At 71.9% G+C, this 24,505-nt stretch carries 17 protein-coding genes; 9 read left to right on the forward strand and 8 right to left on the reverse strand.

Annotated elements, in window-relative coordinates; genetic code table 11:
* Nucleotides 1-161 precede the first annotated feature (161 nt).
* Nucleotides 162-593, forward strand: a complete 432-nt coding sequence (locus ACIREE_RS19640) for an SRPBCC family protein (protein ID WP_404153356.1) — start codon at nucleotides 162-164, stop codon at nucleotides 591-593.
* A gap of 132 nt (nucleotides 594-725) precedes the next feature.
* On the forward strand, nucleotides 726-1,766 hold the full coding sequence (locus ACIREE_RS19645) for a saccharopine dehydrogenase NADP-binding domain-containing protein (RefSeq protein WP_404153359.1): 1,041 nt from the start codon (nucleotides 726-728) through the stop codon (nucleotides 1,764-1,766).
* 6 nt (nucleotides 1,767-1,772) lie between these two features.
* Here ACIREE_RS19645 and ACIREE_RS19650 read toward each other — a convergent pair whose 3' ends face one another.
* On the reverse strand, nucleotides 1,773-2,909 hold the full coding sequence (locus ACIREE_RS19650) for a glycoside hydrolase family 6 protein (RefSeq protein WP_404153361.1): 1,137 nt from the start codon (nucleotides 2,907-2,909) through the stop codon (nucleotides 1,773-1,775).
* Nucleotides 2,910-3,178: 269 nt separating this feature from the next.
* On the opposite strand from ACIREE_RS19650, the gene ACIREE_RS19655 reads away from it, so the two are divergent.
* A complete protein-coding gene (locus ACIREE_RS19655) occupies nucleotides 3,179-3,628 on the forward strand; it encodes a hypothetical protein (RefSeq protein WP_404153364.1) in 450 nt (149 codons plus the stop codon).
* The gene (gene eccCb, locus ACIREE_RS19660) at nucleotides 3,591-7,892 is read left to right on the forward strand and encodes a type VII secretion protein EccCb (RefSeq protein WP_404153367.1); all 4,302 of its coding nucleotides are present in this window, start codon (nucleotides 3,591-3,593) and stop codon (nucleotides 7,890-7,892) included. Before ACIREE_RS19655 ends, eccCb begins: the two co-directional genes overlap by 38 nt.
* Here the strand turns inward: eccCb and ACIREE_RS19665 are convergent.
* The 5 genes from ACIREE_RS19665 to ACIREE_RS19685 form a co-directional block, all read right to left on the reverse strand.
* Nucleotides 7,881-9,029, reverse strand: a complete 1,149-nt coding sequence (locus ACIREE_RS19665) for an XdhC family protein (RefSeq protein ID WP_404153370.1) — start codon at nucleotides 9,027-9,029, stop codon at nucleotides 7,881-7,883. The genes eccCb and ACIREE_RS19665 overlap by 12 nt on opposite strands.
* Nucleotides 9,030-9,074: 45 nt before the next feature.
* Nucleotides 9,075-10,529 (reverse strand): NCS2 family permease, encoded by a 1,455-nt coding sequence (locus tag ACIREE_RS19670; protein WP_404153373.1) that lies wholly within the window; start codon nucleotides 10,527-10,529, stop codon nucleotides 9,075-9,077.
* A 181-nt stretch (nucleotides 10,530-10,710) separates the two neighbouring features.
* Nucleotides 10,711-13,113: a xanthine dehydrogenase family protein molybdopterin-binding subunit gene (locus ACIREE_RS19675; RefSeq protein WP_404153376.1), complete on the reverse strand. Its 2,403-nt coding sequence runs from the start codon at nucleotides 13,111-13,113 to the stop codon at nucleotides 10,711-10,713.
* A 4-nt stretch (nucleotides 13,114-13,117) separates the two neighbouring features.
* Entirely contained in the window at nucleotides 13,118-13,702 is a 585-nt protein-coding gene (locus ACIREE_RS19680; RefSeq protein WP_404153379.1) for a (2Fe-2S)-binding protein, read from the reverse strand.
* Nucleotides 13,702-14,598, reverse strand: coding sequence for an FAD binding domain-containing protein (locus ACIREE_RS19685; protein ID WP_404153381.1), 897 nt, complete (start codon nucleotides 14,596-14,598; stop codon nucleotides 13,702-13,704). Before ACIREE_RS19685 ends, ACIREE_RS19680 begins: the two co-directional genes overlap by 1 nt.
* 272 nt (nucleotides 14,599-14,870) lie before the next feature.
* On the opposite strand from ACIREE_RS19685, the gene ACIREE_RS19690 reads away from it, so the two are divergent.
* Together ACIREE_RS19690 and ACIREE_RS19695 are read left to right on the forward strand one after the other, a co-directional pair.
* Nucleotides 14,871-16,547, forward strand: a complete 1,677-nt coding sequence (locus ACIREE_RS19690; protein ID WP_404153384.1) for a PucR family transcriptional regulator — start codon at nucleotides 14,871-14,873, stop codon at nucleotides 16,545-16,547.
* Between the two features lie 138 nt (nucleotides 16,548-16,685).
* Complete coding sequence (locus ACIREE_RS19695) at nucleotides 16,686-17,459, forward strand: hypothetical protein (RefSeq protein ID WP_404153387.1); 774 nt, start codon at nucleotides 16,686-16,688, stop codon at nucleotides 17,457-17,459.
* An 81-nt stretch (nucleotides 17,460-17,540) separates the two neighbouring features.
* Here the strand turns inward: ACIREE_RS19695 and ACIREE_RS19700 are convergent, their stop codons facing one another.
* Nucleotides 17,541-18,323, reverse strand: a complete 783-nt coding sequence (locus tag ACIREE_RS19700; RefSeq protein ID WP_404154236.1) for a GntR family transcriptional regulator — start codon at nucleotides 18,321-18,323, stop codon at nucleotides 17,541-17,543.
* A 158-nt stretch (nucleotides 18,324-18,481) separates the two neighbouring features.
* Between ACIREE_RS19700 and ACIREE_RS19705 the strand changes: the two genes are divergently transcribed.
* Nucleotides 18,482-19,336: a (2Fe-2S)-binding protein gene (locus ACIREE_RS19705; protein WP_404153390.1), complete on the forward strand. Its 855-nt coding sequence runs from the start codon at nucleotides 18,482-18,484 to the stop codon at nucleotides 19,334-19,336.
* A gap of 220 nt (nucleotides 19,337-19,556) precedes the next feature.
* Nucleotides 19,557-20,648 (forward strand): DUF2637 domain-containing protein, encoded by a 1,092-nt coding sequence (locus ACIREE_RS19710; protein ID WP_404153393.1) that lies wholly within the window; start codon nucleotides 19,557-19,559, stop codon nucleotides 20,646-20,648.
* Nucleotides 20,649-20,699: 51 nt separating this feature from the next.
* On the opposite strand, the gene ACIREE_RS19715 is transcribed toward ACIREE_RS19710, so the two are convergent.
* Nucleotides 20,700-21,074 (reverse strand): ATP-binding protein, encoded by a 375-nt coding sequence (locus ACIREE_RS19715; protein WP_404153395.1) that lies wholly within the window; start codon nucleotides 21,072-21,074, stop codon nucleotides 20,700-20,702.
* 324 nt (nucleotides 21,075-21,398) lie between these two features.
* Here ACIREE_RS19715 and ACIREE_RS19720 point away from each other — a divergent pair, with 324 nt between their 5' ends.
* Nucleotides 21,399-24,461: an alpha-mannosidase gene (locus tag ACIREE_RS19720; protein WP_404153398.1), complete on the forward strand. Its 3,063-nt coding sequence runs from the start codon at nucleotides 21,399-21,401 to the stop codon at nucleotides 24,459-24,461.
* The last annotated feature ends 44 nt before the right edge of the window (nucleotides 24,462-24,505 follow it).

Consider the following 24,505-nt stretch of genomic DNA (forward strand, 5'->3'; position numbering starts at 1 on the left):
TGCACACCTACAATCACCACCGCGGACACACCGCGCTGAAAGGCCAACCACCCGTCAGCCGCGTCCCCAACCTCACGGGTCAATACACCTAGGGCCCGCGCACCACGACACGCCCGGCCGGATGCGGCGCGCAGCACAGCTCGGCGGCCTACGCTCGCGGCGTGGCCCATGTCCGGATCGTCCGTGAGACCCCGCTGTCCGCCGCCGAGGCGTGGCGGCGCCTGACCGACTGGGAGCGGCACGGCGAGCTCGTACCGCTCACCCACGTCACCGTGACCACGCCGCCGCCGACGGCCGCGGGCACCGTGTTCGTGGCGCGCACCGGGGTGGGCTCCCGGTTCGGCTTCGACGATCCGATGGAGGTCGTCGCATGGCAGCCGCCGCGCCGCTGCCGGCTCGTCAAGCGCGGCCGTCTCGTCACCGGCTGGGCCGAGGTCGAGGTGCGGCCGCTCGGCGCGGGCGGGGCGCGGGTGGAGTGGCGCGAGGAGCTGCGGGTGCGCGGGGTGCCCGCGCTCGCGGACCCGGTGCTCGCGGCGGCAGGGCGGCTCATGTTCGGTCGTGTGGTGAACGGGCTTCTGCGGGACGGGAGTTAAGGAGCCGGACAACTCGTCGGCAACGCGGATGAGTTGTATCTTGTCCCACTTGGTCACCCCTTTGGTCACCCACGTGGTCACTCACTTGGTCACCCACTCGGTCACCCTCCTCCGCACGAAGGGAGCCTCCTCATGGCCATCGCCGTCTACGGCGCCACGGGACACACCGGGCGCCTCGTCACCGCCGAACTCCTCGCCCGCGGCCAGGACGTGATCCTCGCCGGGCGCGGTGAGCCGGGCCTGCGCGCCCTGGCCGCCGAACTCGCCGCCCCGCACCGCGTCACCGTCCATGCCGCACCCCTGGACGACGCCGTCGCCCTGCGCCGGCTTGCCGAGCGGGCCGACGCGGTGAACCACTGCGCGGGCCCCTACACCACGACGGGTGCCCCGGTCGCCGCCGCCGCGGCCGAGGCCGGCATCCCGTACGTCGACCACGCCATCGAGCCGCATCCGGTCAAGCATCTCTTCGACGCGTACCAGGGCATCGCCGAGCGCACCGGGGCCGTCCTGGTCCCGCAGATGAGCTTCTACGGAGGCCTCGGCGACCTGCTCGCCTCGGCGGCGGCCGCGGGGCTGCCGTCCGCGGAGGGCATCGAGAAGGTCACCGTCGGCTACGCCGTCACCGGCTGGCGGATGACGCGGGGCGCCGTGGACACCGCGAACCTGCTCACCGGGGAGACCGACCGCATCTCCTACGCGCAGGGGATGCAGCACGTCGGCCCCGTGGAGGTCCGCAACTCCGTCTTCCCGTTCCCGCCGCCGGTCGGGCCGCGCACCACGATCGTGCCGTTCCCCTCCGGGGAGGTCGTCACCGTGCCCCGGCACGTCCCGGCCCGCGCGGTCGAAGTGCAGCTCACCGCCTCGACGTTCGAGGAGGCGCAGACCTTCAGCAGCGTCGACGCGAGCCCCGAGGAGCGGGCCCGCACCGAGTTCACGGTCGCCGTCCAGCTCGTCCGCGCGGAAGGCGGCAACCGCAACGCCCATGTGCGCGGCCGGGACATCTGGCGGGCCGGGGCACTGGTCTCCGTGGAGGCCGTGCTCCGGCTCACCGGCGGCGAGGGGCCGCGCAAAGCCGGGGTGTTCAGCCCGGCCGAGGCGTTCGAGGCGGCCCCGTTCCTGCGGTCGCTGGCCGACCAGGAGGCGTTCGAGACGTTGAAGCTCCCGGAGGGCTGAACCTCCTTACAGAAGCGGCGGGTTGGCGTACCGCACCAGTTCAAGTGCCTGCTGCGGAAACCAGTCCCCCGCCTTCGGGTCGAGGCCGCCGCGCTCGGGGTCCTCGGGCCCGTCCGTCCCCCGCAGGCACAGCCCGTCCGACTCTCCCGGCGTCTTGATCCACAGGCGCGCGTCCTGCAAGGGGTCGCCGGTGCGCAGGGTCGGGCGGGCGCCGAGGCCCCGGCCCGGCGGGTTGCACCAGTCCTGCGGGTCGGTGTACTTGCCGGCGGGCGGGGTCCACGGGCCCTGCCCGTTGCGGCTGGAGTCGGTCACGAAGTGTGCCATCCGGGAGGCGGGCACATGAACGTGCGCGTCGATCCAGGCCTGCGCCTCGGCCCTCGGTGCGTACTGGTTCGGGCAGTCCGCGGCGTCCCCTCCCCCGTCGACGTAGGCGATGCACGACGAGATCAGCTTGCCGTACCAGGAGTTGGCGTCGTCGGTGTGGTAGTTGGAGGCGTTGGTGTAGAAGCCCGAGGCGCGCGCGACGCCGCCCTTGACGAGGCGCGGCACGATCGAGCCGACGGCATGCCAGCCGGGGTGTCCTGTGTCGAGGTACACCCGCGTGCCGCGCAGCGGTTCCAGCGCGTCGACGGCGTAGTTCACCTCGGCGTACCGGGCGGCGGTCTTCGTGCCCTCGGCGTCGTCCTGCCCGCAGTCGGCGGGCAGCAGGGCGAGCGCGTCGGGCTCCAGGATCACGAGGGCGTCCCGGGTGCCGATGCCGCGGGCCACGGCGTCGATCCACGCCTCGTACTCGGCGGTGTTCGCGGCGCCGCCCGCCGAGTAGTTGGCGCAGTCGCGGCCGGGAATGTTGTAGAGCGCGAACGTGGGAACGGCGCCGGCCCGGGTCGCGTCCTTGACCACGTCCCGGGCGAGTTTCTCGACCTCGGCCGGGCTCTGGTCGCCGAACCAGACGGTCTGCGGCGTGGCGACCATGGCGGTGACGCGGGCCGCGTCCCGGTACTGCCCGGCCCTGACCAGGCCGAGGACCTGCCGGAGAGCATCCGGGTTGGGCTCAGGGGTGTAGAGGCGGGGAGCACGGGCGGCGGCCTCCGCCGGTTCGTCCGCGGCGGCGCCGGGACCGCCGACGAGCAGTGCGGACAGCACAAGGGAGAGCGTGGCCAGGGCAGTTGAGGCGCCACGTATTCGGACACGTCTGAGGGGACCTCGCACGGTTTCACTCCTGGGTCGCAAAGGCACGGGGGACTCGCGGAGAATGGGAGCGCTCCCAAACGAGGGTCGGGGACGGGGCGCACGGCGTCAAGTACGGTGCACGAGGCGTTCGTCGTCCCACGTCTCCCGTGCGTCGCACACCGGCTGCGGATACGATCGCCGGGCGGGCTCCGGACCGGGCGCGCGGGGCAGGAGGAGGGGCCGTGCACGAACTGGAGCTGCGCGTCGACATCGGGGACGGCGCGCCCGCGGACCAGCTGGACCGCCAAGTACGCTCCCTCTTCCAGGACTTGCGCAGGCTCGGCGTGCTGCGCGTGGAGCGCAGGGCGCAGCCGGCCCCGGCCGGATCGATGGCAGGCGCGGGGCACGACATCGCCGTCCTGGTCCTCAGCGGCGCCTTCTCCGCGGCCACCCTCAAGGCCGTGAGCAATGTCGTCATCGCGTACGTCAACCGCTCGAAGGCGCGCGCCGTGGAGTGGGAGTTCGACGGGAACAAGGGCTCGTTCACCGCTCTGTCCGCGAAGGATCAGCAGACCCTCGTGGACGTGGTGAGCGCCCGGATCGCGGCAGGCACGGCGGCAACGGGGGACGGTACGGACGAGGCGGAGGAGACCGATGGCGGGGCGCCGGCTCGCACTCCTGATCGCGACTGACGGCTACCAGGACCCGGGACTCAACCAGCTGCGGGCACCGGCCCGCGGGGCCGCTGAACTGCAGGCGCTGCTGCGGGACCCGGCCATCGGCCGGTTCGACGAGGTACGGGCCCTCCTGAACCGGCCGAAGGAGGAGGTGGAGGGTGCCATCGAGGACCTCCTCGCCGACCGGGAACCCGATGACTTCGTCCTGCTCTACCTCGCCTGCCACGGCATCCGCAACGACGGCGACCGGCTGTTCTTCGCCACCCTCGGCACCCGCCTGAGCCGGCCCGCCGCCACGGCGGTGTCGTCGATGTTCCTGCACGGCCTGCTCGACGAGAGTCAGGCCGGGACCAAGGTCGTCCTGCTCGACTGCTGCTACAGCGGCCTCTTCCACCGCGGCACACCCATGTCGCCCGCCCCGGTGGACGTGGAGGCCGCGCTCGCCGGGCGCGGCACGTTCGTCATCACCGCCACGACGGCACTGGAGTACGCCTACGAAGGCGACCAGCTGAAAATCGACAACGGGGTCTCCGCGCCGCGCTTCACCAACGCCGTCATCGAAGGGCTCAGCACCGGCCTCGCCGATCTCAACCGGGACGGTGTGATCACCCCCGACGAGCTGTACACCTACGTCCACGACGCCGTCCGGAACCAGGCGGGCCCCGACCAGACGCCCACCAAGTCCGGCCACTGCGAAGGGGACGTGGCCCTCGCCTACGCGCCGGAACTGGACGTCACCGCGGGCCCGGCGGGACGCGCAGCGGCCACCCATGAACTGCCTCTCGGCACACTGCTTCCGCCCCCGATCGAGACCACCGACCGAGGCTTCACCTGCGACGCCTGGGAAGGTTCGGCCCAACTGCGCACACCTGTCGGCCGCTTGGAGCATTCGGCGGACGGCGAGCTGATGTGCGTCGACTTCTCCGGCCGGGAGGGCAATGCCGCGGTGGTCGGCAAGCTCGGCAGCGGCAAGACCACGTTGCTGCGCTCCCTCGTCCTGTCCCTCGCGCTGACCCACACGCCGGGCGAGGTCGAGTTCGTCCTCCTGGAAGGCGCCGTCAACCGGCTCGGGGTCCTGCGCACGCTGCCCCACGTCCGCGGCCTCGCCGCGCCGCACGAGGAGGTCCGGGTGAGTCAGGCGCTCGCCGAGGTGAAGGACGCCATCGCCGCCCGCCGCTCCCTCTTCCGCGACCACGACATCGACTCCATCGAGGCCTTTCGCGCGCTGCGCGCGGAAGGCGCCCTCGGCACGGCGGAGACCAGCGACCTCATCCTCGTCATCGACGGCTGGCTCGACTTCTGCTGGGAGCACGACAGGTTCGCGGACGACGTGCACCGGCTGGCGAACACCGGGCTCAACTACGGCGTCCACCTGTGCGTCACCGCGCGCCGCTGGAGCGACTTCGGCCCCGACCTGCTCGGGCTGCTCGGTACCCGTATCGAGCTGGCTCTCGACCACGCCCAGGACTCGCAGGTCGATCCGGTGCTCGCGTCGAGCGTGGGCGTCGGCTGGGCGCTGTCCCGGCGCCGCCGGTTCCGGGTGGCGGTGCCCCGCCTCGACGACGTCACGGGCCATGTGGCCGCGCGCAGCTCGCTGGCCGACACGGTGGAGCGGATCCGGGCGGGCTGGCGCAGGGACTCCTCGGCGGGGCGGCCCGAGCCGAGCCGGGTCTCCTTCACCGACCTGCTGGAGCTGGGCCGGCCTTCCGACTGGGACCCGGCCCACCTCTGGCGGGACCGGCCGCCGGCCGCCCGGCTGACCACGCCCTTCGGCGCGACGGCCGCGGGCGCGCCGGTCCTGCTCGACATCAAGGAAGGGGCGGCCGGCGGGGCGGGCCCGCACGGGCTGTTGGTGGGCACGGCGGGTTCCGGCAAGACCGAACTGCTGCGCACCCTGATCCTCTCGTTCGCCGCGACGCACGCGCCCGACGACCTGAACTTCCTGCTGGTCGGCTCACCGGGACGGGGCACCTTCCGGGGCCTGTCGGCGCTGCCGCACACCTCCGCCGTGCCCGAGGCCGGACGCGAGGACGCCTCGGGGGTCGCCCGGCTCGCGCTCTCTCTGAACGGCGAGATCAAGCGCCGCGAGACCCTGCTGCGCACCGCGGGGCACTATTCCTCGCTCGGCGACTACCGGGACGCCCATGGCCGCGGCGCCCCGCTGGAGCCACTGCCCACGCTGCTCGTGGTCTTCGAGGATTTCACCGAACTCATGGACGCCTCGCCGGACTTCGTCGAGACGCTGATCTCCGTCGGGCGCGTCGGACGCTCCGTCGGCGTGCACATGCTGCTGGCCGCACGGCGTCTGCCCGACACCTCGTTGCGCGGCCTGGAGACCTTCCTCTCCTACCGGATCGCGCTGCGCACCGCCTCCGCGACCGAGTCCCGGACAGTGATCGGCGTCTCGGACGCCAACCGGGTGCCCCTCGACCCGGGCGTCGGTTACCTGCGGACCGGCTCCGAAGGCCTCGTCCGTTTCAAGGCCGCCTTCGCCTCGGCGCCGGGCCCCGAGGAGGCCGAGGAGGACGCCTCGATCCTGGACGCGGTCGTGGCCCGGATCGCGCGGTACGGCCCCGCGAGCCGCCCGGTGTGGCTTCCGCCGCTGGACGCGCCGCCGACCCTGGACGAGCTGCTGCCCCCGGCCACGGTGGACCCGGAGCGCGGCCTTCAGGCGCAACCCTCTCCATTCGCCTACCAGTTGTGCGTCCCGCTGGGCTTGTGCGACGTGCCCGAGGAGCAGCGGCGCGATCCCTTTCTGCTCGACTTCTCCGAGGAGGACTGGGCGCACGCATTGTTCGTCGGCGGTCCGCGGTCCGGTAAATCGACGCTGGTCGCGACCCTCATCACGTCGTTCGCGCTGACCCACACCGCGCAGGAGGCCCGCTTCTACGTACTCGACTTCGGCGGCGGGCAGTTGACGGACCTGGCCGGTCTGCCCCATGTGGGCCAGATCGCCCGCCGCGCGGAAGAGGAACTGGTGCGGCGCACCCTCGCCGAGGTCGTGGAGATCCTGGCGTGGCGGGAGAACGCATGCCTTGTACGCGATGTCGGTTCGATCGCGGAGTTCCGCGAGAGGTACGCGGACGAGGCGTCCACAGCTCCATGGAGTGACGTCTTCCTCGTCATCGACGGGTACGCCACGCTCCGCACCGAGTACGAGCAGCTGGAGCGCGCCGTCCTCGACATCGCCCATCGGGGCCAACGGTTCGGCATCCATCTGATCCTCACCGCCACCCGGTACGTGGAGGTCCGCCCGAACCTGCGGGAGCAGCTGCACCACGTCGTCGAACTGCGTCTGGGCGACCCCTCGGAATCCGAGATCGACCGCAGGGCCGCCCACCGGGTTCCCGCGGGCAGGCCGGGGCACGGGCTCGCGCCGGACCGGCGCCCTCTCCTCACGGCGCTCCCCCGGCTGCGAGACAGCGGGGACCTGCCGCTCGGCCGGGCCACGGCCACCCTGGCGGGCCGGGTCCTGGCCGCCTGGGGCGACCGTCCGGCGGCGCCGCCGGTCCGGCTGCTGCCGCGCGTCCTCACCCCGGCCGGGCTGCCTTCCCCGGCCGACACTCCGGCGGACTCCCTGGCCATCGGGATCGACGGCACGTCCATGGCCCCGGTGATCGTCGACTTCGCCCAGGACCCGCTGCTCCTCGTCCTGGGCGAGCCGGGGTCGGGCAAGACGTCGCTGCTGCGGTTCCTGGCCCGCTCGATCGCCGAGAAGTACCCGGCCGGGGACGCCGTGATCTTCGTGGCGGACTTCCGTCGGTCTCTGCTCGGCGACCTTCCGGAGTCGCACATGTCGGCGCACTGCACGTCGCCCGGCACACTCCGGGAAACCGTCGCGATGATCCGGGCGTCCCTCGAAAGGCGCCTGCCCGGACCGGATGTGACGCCGCAGCAGTTGCGGGACCGGAGCTGGTACTCCGCACCGCCCGTCCATCTGCTCGTGGACGACTACGACTTGGTCGACGCAACGTCGGGCAACGAGCTGCTGCCGCTGCTCGACCTGCTGCCGTACGCCCGGGACATCGGCCTGCGGGTTGTACTGACCCGCACCACGGTGGGCGCGTCCCGGTCCCTGTACGACCCCTTCCTGCAGCGTCTGCGGGACCACGGCGGCCACGGTGTCGTCCTGTCCGGCGACCCGCAGGAGGGCATGCTCCTGGGGCAGACCCGGGCGATGTCCAAACCGCCGGGGCGCGGCACCCTGGTGAGCCGCAAGTGGACCGGCGAGGTTCAACTCGCCTATCTTCCTTCGGAGTTCGAGAGGTCAGGCGACTGACCCGATCCGCCGGGCGGCCGCGGCCTCATGGTGGATCGGCGTGTGCGCGCCGGTCAGCGACACCCCGCTGCCGCCCCGCCGGTGCGCCACGATCTCCGAGGCGATGGACACCGCCACCTCCTCCGGCGTACGCGCTCCCAGATCGAGGCCGATGGGCGAGCGCAGGCGGGCCAACTCCAGTTCGGTGACGCCGACTTCGCGCAGGCGCTCGTTGCGGTCCAGGTGGGTGCGGCGGGAGCCCATGGCGCCCACGTAGGCGACGGGCAGGCGCAGCGCGAGGTGGAGCAGCGGGACGTCGAACTTGGCGTCGTGCGTCAGCACGCACAGCACCGTGCGGCCGTCGACCTCGGTCCGCTCCAGGTAGGTGTGCGGCCATTCGACGACGATCTCGTCGGCGTCCGGGAAACGGGCGGCCGTCGCGAAGACGGGCCGCGCGTCGCACACGGTGACGCGGTAGCCGAGGAACTTGCCCATGCGGACGAGGGCCGACGCGAAGTCGATCGCGCCGAAGACGATCATCCGGGGAGCGGGGACGGAGGACTCGACGAGCAGCGTGAGCGGTGCTCCGCAACGAGAGCCCTGCTCACCGATCTCGAGGGTGGCGGTGCGGCCCGCGTCGAGATACGCGAGCGCCTCGCCGGCGACCGTGCGGTCGAGTTCGGGGTGGGCGCCGAAGCCGCCCTCGGTCGAGCCGTCGGGGCGCACCAGCAGGGCGCGGCCCATGAGTTCAGCCGGTCCCGACACGATCCGCGCGACCGCCGCCGCCTCCCCCGTGGCGGCGGCGGCCAGCGCGGTCGCCAGCACGCCGCGTACGGCCTCGTCCGAGGCGCGTACCGGCATGACGAGGATGTCGATGACGCCGCCGCACGTGAGACCCACGGCGAAGGCGTCGTCGTCGCTGTACCCGAAGCGCTCCAGGACCGGCTGCCCGTCCTGGAGCGCCTCGCGGCACAGCTCGTAGACCGCGCCCTCCACGCAACCGCCGGAGACCGAGCCGATCGCGGTGCCCTCGCTGTCGACGGCGAGCGCCGCGCCCGGCTGCCGGGGCGCGCTGCCGCCGACGGCCACCACGGTGGCCACGGCGAAGTCGCGTCCCTCACGGAACCACCGGTCGAGCTGTTCGGCGATGTCCAGCATGGATCGGTCTCCTTGGCGGTGACGAGGAAGGGCGGTCGGGCGGTGTCAGTGGACGCCGAGCCAGCTCTCGATCGGGTTGAGGGCGAAGTACACGACGAAGATCACCGTGAGGCCCCACATGAAGGCCCCGATCTCACGGGCCTTGCCCTGGGCGATCTTGATGGCGACCCAGGAGATGACGCCCGCGGCGACACCGGTGGTGATGGTGTACGTGAAGGGCATCAGGACCACGGTCAGGAACACCGGGATCGCGGTGGCGCGGTCGGCCCAGTCGACGTGCCGGGCGTTCATCATCATCATGGCGCCGATGACGACGAGCGCGGCGGACGCGACTTCCTGCGGGACGATCGCGGTGACCGGCGTGAAGAACAGGCAGGCCGCGAAGAAGAGGCCGGTGACGGCGGAGGCGAGACCCGTACGGGCGCCTTCCCCGACGCCCGTCGCCGACTCGACGAAGACGGTCTGGCCTGAGCCGCCCGCCACGCCGCCGATGGCGCCGCCGGCGCCGTCGATGAACAGCGCCTTGGACAGGCCCGGCATACGGCCCTTGTCGTCGGCGAGCTTCGCCTCGGTGCCGACGCCGATGATGGTGGCCATCGCGTCGAAGAAGCCGGCGAGCACGAGCGTGAAGACGATCATGCCGACCGTCATCGCGCCGACCTCGCCCCAGCCGCCGAACTCGACCTTGCCGAAGAGCGAGAAGTCGGGCGACGAGACCGCGCCGCCGTGCAGCTCGGGGGCGCCGTTGGCCCACTGCTTCGGGTCGATCACGTCGAGCGCGTTGAGGATCATCGCGACGACGGTGCCGGTGACGATGCCGATCAGGATGGCGCCGGGGGTGTTACGTGCCTGCAGCATGAAGATCAGGAGCAGGGTGCCGGCGAAGAGCAGGACGGGCCAGCCGGCGAGTTCGCCGCCGCCTCCGAGCGTGAGCGGGGTCGCCTTGCCGACCTGCACGAAACCGGCCTTGTAGAGGCCGATCAGGGCGATGAACAGGCCGATGCCCATGGTGATGCCGTGCTTGAGCGCCAGCGGGATCGCGTTCATGATCAGCTCGCGTAGCCCGGTGACGACGAGCAGCATGATCACGACGCCGTACATCACGCACATGCCCATGGCCTGCGGCCAGGTCATCTGGGGCGCGACCTGCGAGGAGATCACGCCGGAGACGGAGAGACCGGCGGCAAGGGCGAGCGGGACCTTGCCGACGAAGCCCATCAGGAGCGTGGTGAACGCGGCGGCGAAGGCGGTCGCGGTGATCAGGGCCTTCTGGCCCATGATGTCGCCCGCGGCGTCCTTGCCGGACAGGATCAGCGGGTTGAGCAGGAGGATGTACGCCATGGCCATGAAGGTCGTGACGCCGCCGCGCACCTCGCGCGCGACCGTCGATCCTCGGTCGGATATATGGAAGTACCGGTCGAGCCACGATCTGCCGGCGGGCTGACGCGAACCCGCGCCCGCGTCGTCGGCGGTCTTCGGCTCCAGGGACTGCTGGGTCATGGTGCCTCGTTTCCCAAGGTTCAAAGGGGCACCCGCGAACTACTCGTGCGCGTGCGGGATTTGGGATCGCTGCACGACCCGGGGGACGGCCCGAGACGGACGGCAACTGTGGTTCCGGGGGACGGAAGGCCCCCCGTGTTCTTGACGCGACCCGGCCCACGCGGGGCCGGGTCGCACACGGCTACTTCGAAGCGGCCGTGCCCGTCAGGTGCTCGGGCCGGACGGGCGTCCGGTCGAGCTGCAGACCCGTCGCGTTCCGGATCGCCGCGAGGACGGCCGGGGTGGACGAGAGGGTCGGGGCCTCGCCGATGCCGCGCAGCCCGTACGGGGCGTGCTCGTCGGCGAGTTCGAGCACGTCGACCGGGATGGTCGGCGTGTCGAGGATGGTGGGGAGCAGGTAGTCCGTGAAGGAGGGGTTCCTGACCTTCGCGGTCACGGGATCGACGACGATCTCCTCCATCACCGCGATGCCCATGCCCTGGATGGTGCCGCCCTGGATCTGGCCGATGACGGAGAGCGGGTTGAGCGCCTTGCCGACGTCCTGGGCGCAGGCCAGCTCGATGACCTTGACCAGGCCGAGCTCGGTGTCGACCTCGACGACGGCGCGGTGCGCGGCGAACGAGTACTGCACGTGCCCGTTGCCCTGGCCGGTGTGCAGGTCGAAGGGGACGGTGGGCCGGTGGCGCCACTCCTCCTCCAGCTCGACGGCCTCGCCTTCGAGGACGTCGACCAGGTCGGCGAGGACCTCGCCGCCGTCGGTGACGACCTTGCCGCCTTCGAGCAGCAGCTCGGCCGTGGCCCACGCCGGGTGGTAGGTGCCCATCTTGCGGCGCCCGATCTCCAGGACCTTCTCGCGCACCAGCTCACAGGCGTTCTTGACGGCGCCACCGGTGACGTACGTCTGACGCGACGCGGACGTCGAACCGGCCGAGCCGACCTGGGTGTCGGCGGGCGCGATGGTCACCTGCGCGACGCCCAGCTCGGTGCGGGCGATCTGCGCGTGGACGGTGACGCCGCCCTGGCCGACCTCGGCCATCGCCGTGTGCACGGTGACGACGGGCTCGCCGCCGACAACCTCCATGCGCACCTTGGCAGTTGAGTAGTCGTCGAATCCTTCGGAGAAGCCGACGTTCTTGATGCCGACCGCGTATCCGACACCGCGTACGACGCCCTCGCCGTGCGTGGTGTTGGAGAGGCCGCCGGGCAGCTGGCGCACATCGGAGCCCTCGCTCGACTCCCACTGGCGCTCGGGCGGCAGCGGCATCGCCTTGATCCGGCGCAGCAGTTCGGCGACCGGGGCCGGGGAGTCGACCGGCTGCCCGGTCGGCATGAGCGTGCCCTGCTCCATGGCGTTGAGCTGGCGGAACGCGACCCGGTCCATGCCCAGCGCGTCGGCGACCTTGTCCATCTGGGCCTCGTAGGCGAAGCACGCCTGGACCGCGCCGAAGCCGCGCATGGCGCCGCAGGGCGGGTTGTTCGAGTAGAGCGCGATCGCCTCGATGTCGACGTCCTCGATGACGTACGGGCCGACCGACAGGGACGAGGCGTTGCCGACGACGGCCGGCGACGCGGACGCGTAGGCCCCGCCGTCGAGGACGATCCTGCACTTCATGTGCGTGAGCTTGCCGTCCTTGGTCGCCCCGTGCTCGTAAGTGAGCCTGGCGGGGTGGCGGTGGACGTGCCCGAAGAACGACTCGAAGCGGTTGTAGACGATCTTGACCGGCTTGTCGGTGCGCAGGGCGAGCAGGCAGGCGTGGATCTGCATCGACAGGTCCTCGCGGCCGCCGAACGCGCCGCCGACGCCGGAGAGCGTCATGCGCACCTTGTCCTCGGGCAGGCCGAGGACGGGGGCGATCTGCTTGAGGTCCGAGTGCAGCCACTGGGTGGCGACGTACAGGTCGACGCCGCCGTCCTCGGACGGCACGGCGAGACCCGACTCGGGGCCGAGGAACGCCTGGTCCTGCATGCCGAAGTAGTACTCGCCCTTGACGATGACGTCGGCGCGCTCGGCCGCGGCGGCCGCGTCGCCGCGCACGATCGGCTGGCGGTGCACGATGTTGGGGTGCGGGACGTGGCCGATGTGATGGTCGTCGCGGTTCTCGTGGACGAGGATCGCGTCCGGCGCGGTCGCGGACGCCTCGTCGGTGATGACGGGCAGTTCGCGGTACTCGACCTTGATCTTGGCGGCGGCGCGGCGCGCGGTCTCCGGGTGGTCGGCGGCGACCAGCGCGACGGGCTCGCCGTGGTGGCGGACCTTGCCGTGCGCGAGGACCGGGGTGTCCTGGATCTCCAGGCCGTAGTTCTTCACCTCGGTCGGCAGGTCGTCGTAGGTGAGGACCGCGTAGACGCCGGGAGTCGCGAGCGCCTCGCCGGTGTCGATCGAGACGATCTCGGCGTGCGCGACCGGGGAGCGCAGGATCTGGCCCCACAGCATGTCCTCGTGCCACATGTCGGACGAGTACGCGAACTCGCCGGTGACCTTGAGGGTGCCGTCCGGGCGCAGCGTGGACTCACCGATGCCGCCCTTGGTCTGCGCGCCCTGGGTCACGTTGAAGGGAATACCGGTGGTGCGGGTATCAGCCATGACCTCAGACCCCTTCAGACGCGGACTGGCGCGCGGCGGCGAGCCGGACCGCGTCCATGATCTTCTCGTAGCCGGTGCAGCGGCACAGGTTGCCGGAGAGCGCCTCGCGGATGTCCGCGTCGGACGGGTCCGGGGTGCGCTCCAGCATCTCGTCGGCGGCGACCAGGAGGCCCGGCGTGCAGAAGCCGCACTGGACCGCGCCGGCGTCGATGAACGCCTGCTGGATCGGCGCGAGTTCGGTGCCTTCGCCGGTCTGCGAGTCGGTGCCCTTCGCGGCGTTCCAGCCCTGCGCGTCCTGCAGCGACGTACCGCGGTCGTGGTCGCCGCCGCACGCGCGGTTCCTGGCGAAGTCGGCGAGGCCCTCGACCGTGACGACCTCGCGGCCCTCGACCTGTCCGGCGGCCACCAGACACGAACACACCGGCACGCCGTCGAGACGGACGGTGCAGGAACCGCACTCGCCCTGCTCGCAGGCGTTCTTCGAGCCCGGCAGGCCCATCCGCTCGCGCAGGACGTACAGCAGGGACTCGCCCTCCCACACGTCGTCGGCTTCCTGCTTACGGCCGTTGACCGTGAAATTGACGCGCATTACGCGACTCCCTCCGTACGGGCGGTGCCGCGGTACGACTCCCAGGCCCAGGTGAGCGTGCGGCGGGCCATGATGCCGACCGCGTGACGGCGGTACGAGGCAGTGCCGCGCACGTCGTCGATCGGGTTGCAGGCGGCGGAGCACAGGTCCGCGAACTGCTTGGCGACCGACGGGGTGATGATCTTGCCGTTCTCCCAGAACCCACCCTCGTCGAGCGCGGCGTTGAGGAACTGCTCGGCCTCCTTGGCGCGGATCGGGGTCGGCGCGGCGGAGCCGATGCCGGTGCGCACGGTCCGCGTCTCGGGGTGGACCGCGAGCCCGAAGGCGCACACGGCGATCACCATGGCGTTGCGGGTGCCGACCTTCGAGTACTGCTGCGGACCGTCGGCCTTCGGCAGGTGGACGGCGCGGATCAGCTCGTCCGGGGCGAGCGCGTTGCGCTTCACGCCGGTGTAGAACTCGTCGATCGGGATGCGCCGTGACCCGCGTACGGACTCGGCCTCGACCTCGCAGCCGGAGGCGAGCAGCGCCGGGTGGGCGTCACCGGCCGGGGAGGCCGTGCCGAGGTTGCCGCCGACGCCGCCGCGGTTGCGGATCTGCGGCGAGGCGACCGTGTGCGAGGCGAGCGCCAGACCCGGCAGCTCGGTCCGCAGGTGCTCCATGATGTCGGCGTACGGGACGGAGGCGCCGAGCCGGACCGTGCCCGCGGGACCCTCGCCCACCTCCCACTCGCTCAGCTCGCCGATGCGGTTGAGGTCCAGGAGGTACTCGGGTCGCCGGTGGTCGAAGTTGATCTCGACCATCACATCGGTGCCACCCGCAATCGGCACAGCTGTGGGGTGCTCGGCCTTGGCGGCGAGCGCCTCCTCCCAGCTGGCGGGGCGAAGGAAGTCCATGAGCGGCTCTCTTCTTCGTCGTTCGTGGTTCGTCGGATCACTTCGAGCCACGGATGTGCGGATCGCGGGGGCTCGTTCATGTGCTGTTAACGCGGAGTGGGCCCAGTACACCGCCCTGTGCTCCACCAGGGTCAGTCACGGAAACCATGAAGGAGTTGGCTGACCAACACAGGTGTCTTGTAGATTCGTATGAACGGAGAACATCAGTAACCTCTTCGTTTTCCTGCTGACACCCAGGAAACAGTTCGAGACAGATCGGCGGCGACGACGACATGCGGCTGCGCGCATTGCTGGACACGGACGCGCTGGGCCTCAGGCTCCTCGGTGGCGACGACGAGCTGGACCGCACCGTCCGCGGTGTGATGACCACGGATCTACGGGATCCCAGCCGCTATCTGTCCGGCGGTGAGCTGGTCCTCACGGGTCTCGCCTGGCGCCGGGACGCCGCGGACTCCGAGCCGTTCGTGCGGATCCTGTCCACGGCGGGTGTGGCCGCGCTCGCGGCCGGCGAGGCCGAGCTGGGCGCCGTCCCCCAGGACCTGGTGGAGGCCTGCGTCCGGCACCGGCTGCCGCTGTTCGCGGTGAACGAGTCGGTGGCGTTCGCGACGATCACCGAGCACGTCGTGCGGCAGGTGTCGGGCGAGCGCGCCGGTGACCTGGCGGCGGTGGTGGACCGGCACCGGCGCCTGATGACCTCGGGCCCGACGGGCGGCGGCCCGGATGTCGTCCTGGACCTGCTCGGCAGCGACCTGGACCTGCGGGCCTGGGTGCTCTCCCCCGCGGGCCGCGCCATCGCGGGATCGAACTCGGCCGGGCCCGACCTGCCCGCAGCCGTCTGCGCGCGCCTCGCCGCCGAGCACCTTTCGGCCACCCGCGCGGGCCGCCGGGCCCCGCACCGGGTCACGATCGACACCACCACGTACTCCGTGTTCGGGATCCGCACCGGTGGCCGGAACACGGCGCCGGGCGCGCGAGACGTGCGCGAGACGGTCCTCTCCGACTGGCTGCTCGCCGTCGAGGCGGACGCGGGCGACTGGCCCGAGGAGCGGCTCGACCTGCTGCAGGGCGTCACCCAGCTGATCTCGGTGGAGCGCGAGCGCCGGGACGCGGCCCGTACCGTACGGCGCCGGCTCGCCCAGGAAGTCCTGGAGCTGGTGCAGACGGGCGCGGCGCCGGCCGAGATCGCCGCCCGCCTGCGCGTGGCGGCCCCCGTGCTGCTGCCCGGCCTGGGCGCGGCCCCGCACTGGCAGGTCGTCGTGGCCCGCGTCGAGTGGGCGGGCGGCGAGATCGAGGGCGGCCCGGTGGCCCAGTCGCTCCTGGAGGAGATCCTGGTCGACCCGCTCGTCTCCGGCCCCGAGCCGTCCGACCGGATCGCGGTGGCCCACACGGGTGACGAGGCGATCGCGCTGGTGCCGCTGCCCGCGGTCTCCACGGAGCACGACGGTTCGGAGCAGGGTCTGATCGCGGACTCCCTCCTCGCGGCCGTACGGGATCCGCTCTCGTCGGGGCTCGCGGACGACGGGCGTCTGACGATCGGCGTGAGCGCGGCCGTGCATTCGGCGGAGGGGCTGCGCGGCGCCCTGGAGGAGGCCCGGCACGCCCGCCGGGTGGCGGCCGCCCGCACGGGCTCGGTCTGCGCCGCGGGCCATCAGGAGCTGGCCTCGCACGTGCTCCTCCTGCCCTTCGTTCCGGACGATGTGCGCCGCGCGTTCACCGCCCGGCTGCTCGACCCGCTGCGCGACTACGACCGCAAGCACCGCGCGGAGCTGGTCCCGACCCTGGAGGCGTTCCTCGACTGCGACGGCTCGTGGACCCGCTGCGCCGCCCGCCTCCACCTGCACGTCAACACCTTGCGCTACAGGGTGGGCCGGATCGAGCAGCTGACGAACCGTGATCTCGCGCGCCTGGAGGACAAGTTGGACTTCTTCCTGGCCCTGCGCATGAGCTGACGCCCAGACGGTGCCGGCCCTGGCCCGGAACCCTCTCCCTTTGTGAAAAATTTCACCCACCCCCTTGGCCGGGCGCCGTGATCCGTGCTGAGATGCCCCACGACAACTCGGCTCGATGGCGTGCTCGGGGAGGGCAACGTGGCGCATACCGCCATGTCTGGTACGGGAACGAACGCAGGCGACGATCCACTCCAGACCGCGGTATGGCGGCTGCGCTCACGCGGCTGCTGGGCCGACGCGGCCGCGCTCCTCGACCCGCACGCGGCGGATCCCGCCGCCGCGCTGCAGCGCGCGGCGCTGCTCGGCGAGCGCTGCCTGTACACGGAGCAGGGCTGGGCCGAGGCGGAGGACGCGCTGCGCGCCGCGGAGGCCGTCACGCACACCGACGAGGAACGCGGCGCGGCCGCCTGCGAGCGCGGCCAACTCGCTTATGCCTCTACGTTGTTGAAGGTCCAGGACCGGGTCGACGAGGCCCGCTCGGCGTTCGGCCGGGCGGCGGCGCTGATCGCGCCCGGCGCGGCGGCCCGCGCGCTGCTCGACTTCCGCCGCGGCCTGATGGCGGAGAACCTGGCCGACTCGCCCCAGGCGGCACGCGCGGCGTACCGCAGGGCACATGCGGGTGCCACGGCCCATGAGGACGTGCTGCTGCTCTCCTTCACCTGGCGTCATCTGGCCGGACTCGCGCTGCGCGAGGGCGAGTTGGCGGAGGCGCGGCACGGATTCGCGGAGTCCCTGCGGCTGCGCGAGGAGCTGGGATATCTGGTGGGCACGGCTCCGGCGCTGGTCTCCTTGGCGGAGGCGGAGCCCGAGCCGGAGGTTTCCGCGCGGCTCCTCGCGGAGGCGGGGCGGTTGTTCCGGTTGCTCGGGGGTGTGCCTACGTGGTTGGCCGGAGCTTTGGCCGCGGCGGCGTAGGGCTCCGCCCCGGGGTGGCCTGTCCGGAGGTTCAGCGGTGACTTCGCCGAGGCCTCGGGGCTCCGCCCCGGACCCCGCTCCTCAATCGCCGGAGGGGCTGGACGTGCCGAAGTGCTCCCGTACCAGGAGGTTCACGGCGCCCAGATTCTGGGCCTCCAGCGCGTCCAGCAGCGCCACATGCTGCGCCGCGTCCGCCGCGAGGTCGCAGCCGGCCCACACCACCCTGCGCCGCAGATCGTCGGCGATCCGCACGAGCTGCTCGTTCCCGGCGAGTGACAGGACGGCCCGGTGGAACGCCCGGTCGGCGTCCGCGTACCGCGCGCGGTCGCCGGAGGCCGCCGCGGCGACGGTGTCGTCGGCGCGGGTCCGTACGGCGGCCCAGCGTCCCGTGGGCAGGGTCCGGGCGAGGCGCAGCACGACGGGCGCCTCGATCAGCCCGCGCACCTCGGCCAGCTCCGCCCGCTCCCTTGCGGTCCGCTCGGCGACGCGGAACCCGCGGTTCGGCACGACCTCGACGGCGCCCTCCCCGGCGAGCTGTTGCATCGCCTCGCGCACGGGCGTCGCCGAGACCCCGAACCGCTCCCCCAGGGCCGGCGCCGAGTACACCTCGCCGGGCGCCAGCTCGCCGGAGACGAGTGCGGCCCGCAGCGCGTCCAGCACCTGGCCGCGCACCGAGGTCCGCTCGACCGTCCCGCGCACCGCGGCACGCGGCGCGGGCGGCTCACTGTGAGTGTGCTCACCCCGGCTCCGTTCGGGCGCCGGCACCGGCGCCGCGGCCCATCCGGCGGACCGCTGCTCGGGCACCCCGAAAGCCGCCGCGGAGCCGCGCGCCGGACGCGAACCGGCCTGCTCTCCGGCCTCTATCACCCGGTCATCCCCTTCGCCGCCGTTCCTGGCCGTTACCGGCCGTTTGTCCCTGGCTCAACGTGGCACCTTAGGCCGCCCGGGCCGCAGTTCAAACCCCGATTCCTTCGGGTAAGGTAAGGCTTACCTGCAAACGATCGTGATTCGGTGGTCATTGCATGCCTCTCCTCACCCCGGCGCCTGCCGCGACGCACAGCGCGGTCTCCGCCGCCTACGCCCGCCTCACCGAGGTGTTCCCGAGCCTGCGCATCGACGAGCTCGGACCCGGACAGCCGCTGCCCGAGGGCGCGGGCTGGGTCGCCACCAGCCAGCTCGCCGAGGGCGGCGCCGCGCTCGACGCGTTCCTCGCCTGGGACAACGCGCAGGTCCTCAAGGACTACGGGCAGCAGGCCCGCCCCGATGTCGTCGCCAGCTTCGGCCTGCACCGGTACGCGTGGCCCGCCTGCCTGCTCATCACGGTCCCCTGGTTCCTGCACCGCCGCGTGCCGCGTCTGCCCGCCGCCCACGTCTCGTTCCAGCGGGCGCTGGGCCGGATGGCCGTACGCGTCACGGACTTCGCCTGCCTGCCCGGCGACCCGGCGGCGAGCCTGCCCGGCGCGCACGTCGTCCCGGACGAGGAGGCCCTGCGCGCCGAACTGCGGGCGGCCGTCGCCGACCATCTGGAGCCGGTCCTCAGCGGCTTCGGGCCGCGGATGCGGCGCGGGCCGCGGGCCCTGTGGGGCATGGCCACGGACGAGATCGTCGAGGGCCTCTGGTACATCGGCCACCTGCTCGGCGAGGAGCGCCGCGCGATGGCCGAACTGGCGGAGCTGCTGCCGGGCACGACGAAGCCGTACGTGGGCAAGGCCGCGTTCCGCGAACTGACGGGACCCGCCGGGGAGTTGCTGCCGACCCGTGACCGCGCGAGCTGCTGCCTCTTCTACACGCTGCGCCCGGAGGACACCTGCGTGACCTGCCCGCGCACCTGCGACGCGGACCGTATTGCCCGACTCACGGGGACCCCCGCGACCTGAGCGCCACCGCACTCTTCTGAACCACCCGCCTGAACCACTCGTACGAGTGACGTAAATCGAACTCAACCGCCTTTTCCACAGCGGGAGTTCGAGCGTACGGCCGTTTTACGCGCCCCCTTGCACTCCAATGGCGTTGTCTTGTCCCGAAACCCCCTGCGGGCTCGGGCAGCTGGGCCAATATGGCGCCCGAAACGCCCTATCGCTCTGCAAGGGACCCCAGATGAGACTGACCGACATATCGCTGGACTGGCTGCTTCCGGGCGCCGTGCTGCTCCTGGGCCTGCTGGCGGCGGTGGCGGTGCTCGCGCGCGGCAAGCGCGCCGGGGACCACGGAAAGAAAGGCGGGTCGTCGAAGGACGAGTCGTGGGAGCGCAGCGAGGAGCGCCGCAGGCGCAAGGAGACCGTCTACGGCTCCGCCTCGTACGTGCTGCTGTTCTGCTGCGCCGCCGTGGCCGCCGCGCTCTCCTTCCACGGCCTGGTCGGCTTCGGCCGGCAGAACCTGAACCTGTCCGGGGGCTGGGAGTACCTCGTCCCGTTCGGGCTCGACGGTGCCGCGATGTTCTGCTCGGTGCTCGCGGTGCGCGAGGCCAGCCACGGTGACGCCGCGCTCGGCTCCCGGATACTCGTGTGGACGTTCGCGGGCGCCGCCGCCTGGTTCAACTGGGTCCATGCGCCACGGGGGTTGGGCCACGCGGGCGCCCCGCACTTCTTCGCGGGGATGTCCCTGTCGGCGGCGGTGCTCTTCGACCGCGCCCTGAAGCAGACGCGCCGCGCGGCGCTGCGCGAACAGGGCCTGGTGCCACGGCCGTTGCCGCAGATCCGGATAGTGCGGTGGCTGCGTGCGCCCCGGGAGACATACAGCGCCTGGTCGCTGATGCTCCTGGAGAACGTACGGACCCTGGACGAGGCCGTCGACGAGGTGCGCGAGGACAAGCGGCAGAAGACGCACAACCGGATGCGGCGGCGCGAGCACGGCAAGCTGGAGCGGGCGCAGCTGCGGGCGCTCAGCCGTGGCCAGCGCTCGTTCGGCGGGCGTGGCGGACGCCAGGTGGAGGTGCCCGCCGTGACAGCCTCGGCAGGCTCCGCGCAAGGCGGCGCGGAGCCTGCCATATCGCCCGGGAGCACGCCCTCCGATCTCTCGCAGGACCAGCTTCCATTGCGCGCCCGGCCCTCGCTCCAGGCCGTCGGGAGCGGCGCTGAACCGCCCCCGACGACCTCCGTCGATCTGACGGCGGAGGACGACACGCAGGCGCTGCCCCGGCTCGACTCGCTCGAGCGAAAGCTCAAGGACCTTGAGCAGCAGTTCGGCTGACGCCCCGTCCTGCCGGACGGGTGGTACGGCGGTGCCGTGATGACGTGAAGGTCACACGGTGCCGCCGTCCAGTTCGAACCACACCACCTTCCCCGTCCGGCCCGCCCCGAGCATCACGACGCCCCAGGCGTCCGCGAGGGACTGCACGAGGAGCAGGCCTCTGCCGTTCGTACCGTCGTCGGCGATCGGTACCCGCAGCTTCGGCCTGCGCGACGTATCGTCCCTGACCTCGACCCGCAGGCCGCGCGGGCCCACCGTCGCCGTGAGTTCCGCGTCGCGGTCCGTGTGCACCAGCGCGTTGGTGACCAGCTCACTGGTGAGCAGCTCGGCTATCTCCGACCTGCCCGGCCGGCCCCACTGACGGAGCAGTTCACGCAGTGCGCGCCTGGTCTCCGGTACGGCCCGTAAGTCCGCCTTGCCCAGCATCCGCTTGAGCTGTAACGGCGGTCCGTCCCCCCGTGCGGCCCCGGTTTTCTCTTTATGCCCGATGGGTGCTCCGGCCCTTTTCGGGCCGCCCCCCTGTACCTGCCTTTTCATGACCCCCGCCCACACGCCGATCCCTATGCCTTCCTCGCTCTGGACTCGTGCTCTTCGGCCTGTCTGTCGAATCTGTCGAACGCGTTCACGGGGATGCATGCCCATTGGGAATGTCGGCACTCTTGTTGATTCGTCGACCTGTCACGGGTGTCCACCGGCCGGGCGGGGAAGGAAGCTGGGATTCCAGTAGGACGAGGACCGGAAGGAGCCGTTGTGCACGACGACCGACAGCTCGTGGAGGGCCGATTCGAGCGGGCGATGCGCCAGTTCGTACGACCGGCGCAGTACGCCGCGCGGATGCCGCTGACGCTGAGCGTCTGGCACGCGCCGGGCGAGCCCGTACCCGTGGCCGAGGCACTTACAGGAACGTACGAGCCCTTCGCATCCGGCTCCGTGTGGGGCAAACCCTGGTCGACCAGTTGGTTCCGCATCCAGGGAGAGGTGCCCGCGGAGTGGGCGGGGCGGCGCGTCGAGGTCGTGGTGGACCCCGGATTCACGGGGCAGGGGCCCGGGTTTCAGGCGGAAGGGCTGTTGTACGACGCCTCGGGCGTGCCCCTGAAGGGCATCCATCCGCGCAACCGGCACCTCACGATCGCGGCGCCCGCCGTCGGAGGGGAGCCGGTGCATCTGCTGCTGGAGGCCGCGGCCAATCCGGCGGTGCTCGAGGACTTCGAGCCGACCCCCCTCGGCGACGTCCTGACCGCAGGGGATGGCCCGATCTACCGATTCCGCTCTGCCGACCTGGCCGTACTCGACGAGGACGTCTGGCATCTGGTTCTCGACGTCGAGGTGCTGTCGGAGCTGATGCACGAGCTGGACGCGGAGCGTGCCGCGCGGCACGACATCCTGCGGGCCCTGGAGCGGATGCTGGACGTACTGGATCTGCACGACGTGGCCGCGACGGCGGCCGCGGCCCGCGCCGAGCTCACCGAGGTGTTGTCCCGCCCGGCATCCGCGAGCGCGCACCGGATCTCGGCGGCCGGGCACGCGCACATCGACTCGGCGTGGCTGTGGCCGCTGCGCGAGACGGTCCGCAAGGCGTCGCGCACGTTCGCCAACGTCACGGCGCTGGCCCGCGACTACCCGGAGCTGGTCTTCGCCTGCTCACAGGCGCAGCAGTACGCGTGGGTGAAGGAGCACCAGCCGCACATCTGGGACCGGATCAAAAAGGCGGTCGCGGACGGGAACTGGGCGCCGGTCGGATCGATGTGGGTGGAGTCCGACGCGAACATGCCGGGTGGCGAGGCGCTCGCGCGGCAGCTGGTGCACGGCAAGAAATTCTTCCGGGACGAGCTGGGCGTGGAGACGGAGGAGATCTGGCTGCCGGACTCCTTCGGATACACCGCCGCGTTCCCGCAGCTGGCGAAACTGGCCGGCGCCAGGTGGTTCCTGACGCAGAAACTCAGCTGGAACCAGACGAACAAGATGCCGCACCACACCTTCTGGTGGGAGGGCATCGACGGCACGCGCGTGTTCACCCATTTCCCGCCCGTGGACACCTACAACGCGCAGTTCCATGCCCGTGAACTCGCGCACGCGGAACGGAACTTCGCGGAGAAGGGCGGTGCCTCGCGCTCCCTCGTCCCGTTCGGCTGGGGTGACGGCGGCGGCGGTCCGACCCGCGAGATGCTGGAGAAGGCGCGGCGGCTGCGCTCCCTGGAGGGCTCGCCGCGCGTCGAGATCGAGAAGCCGTCGGCGTTCTTCGAGGCGGCGTACGAGGAGTACGGGGCGAAGGCGCCCGTCTGGTCCGGTGAGCTGTACCTGGAGATGCACCGGGCGACGTACACGACGCAGGCGAAGACGAAGCAGGGCAACCGGCGCTCCGAACACGCCCTGCGAGAAGCCGAGTTGTGGTGCGCCACCGCGGCCCTGCGCGACGCCACGTACACCTACCCGTACGACGCCCTGGACCGCCTCTGGAAGACGGTCCTGCTGCACCAGTTCCACGACATCCTGCCCGGCTCCTCGATCGCCTGGGTGCACCGGGAGGCCCGCGACACCTACGCGCGCGTCCTGGCCGAACTGGACGAGATCACGGTCGAGGCCGTCCGCCGGCTCGGCACGGGCGAGGCCTCGGCATTCAACGCCTCGCCGTACCCACGCAGTGAAGTGATCGCGCACGGCGACCAGTTGGTGCACGTGAACGTCGACGGGCTCGGGTCCCGGAGTCTGACGGAGGCCGCCGCTCACACCCGCGGCCCGGGCGCCCACGCCGCCGCGACCCGCGAGGGCGACGCGATCGTGCTGGCGAACGAGCATCTGACGGTGACCGTCGACAGCGACGGACTGCTCGCCTCCGTACGGGACCTGGGGCACGGCGGCCGCGAGGTCCTGGCCCCGGGGACGCGCGGCAACCTCCTCCAGTTGCACCCCGACCACCCCACCCAGTACGACGCCTGGGACCTGGACGCGCACTACCGGCACACCCGCACCGATCTCACGGACGCCGAGTCGGTGGAGCTGGTCGAGGACGGGCCGCTGCGGGTCACGGTCCGCGTCGTCCGCTCCTTCGGCGCCTCCCGCGTCACGCAGGAGTACCGGCTCGCGGCGGACAGCCGCCGCCTCGACGTCGTCACCGACATCGACTGGCAGGAGTCGGAGAAGGTGCTCAAGGCGGCGTTCCCGCTGGACGTGCACGCGGAGCGGTCCGCCGCCGAGATCCAGTTCGGGCACGTGCACCGGCCGACGCACGCCAACACCGGCTGGGACGCGGCCCGTTACGAGATCTGCGCGCACCGCTGGCTGCGCGTGGCCGAGGAGACGTACGGGGTCGCCCTTCTCAACGACTCGACGTACGGCCACGACGTGACCCGCACCCCGCACAAGGAGGGGCTCGGCACCACCGTCCGGCTCACGCTGCTGCGCGCTCCGCACAGCCCCGACCCCGAGACCGATCTCGGCACGCACCGCTTCACGTACGCGCTGGCGCCCGGAGCCTCGACGGGCGACGCGGTGGCGGGCGGGCTCGCGCTGAATCTGCCGCTGCGGGTCGCGGAGTCGGGTGAGGCCCCGCCGCTCGTCACGGTCGACGACCCGGCGGTGACGATCGAGTCGGTGAAGCTCGCGGAGGACCGCAGCGGCGATGTCGTGGTGCGGCTCTACGAGTCGCGGGGCGGGCGCGCGACCGCGACGCTGACGGCGTCGTTCCCGGTGTCGGGCGCCGACGAGACGGATCTCCTGGAGCGTCCGCTGAAGCCTGCGGAGACCTCGGACACGGGGCTCGCGCTGTCCCTGCGGCCGTTCCAGATCCTGACGTTGCGGCTGCGTCCCGTGTGAGTGCCGTGTGCTGCCGCCCGGACCCGCCGGGCGGCAGCACGTGG

The organism is Streptomyces sp. NPDC102467 (assembly GCF_044765445.1).
In the GTDB taxonomy this organism is placed as follows: domain Bacteria; phylum Actinomycetota; class Actinomycetes; order Streptomycetales; family Streptomycetaceae; genus Streptomyces.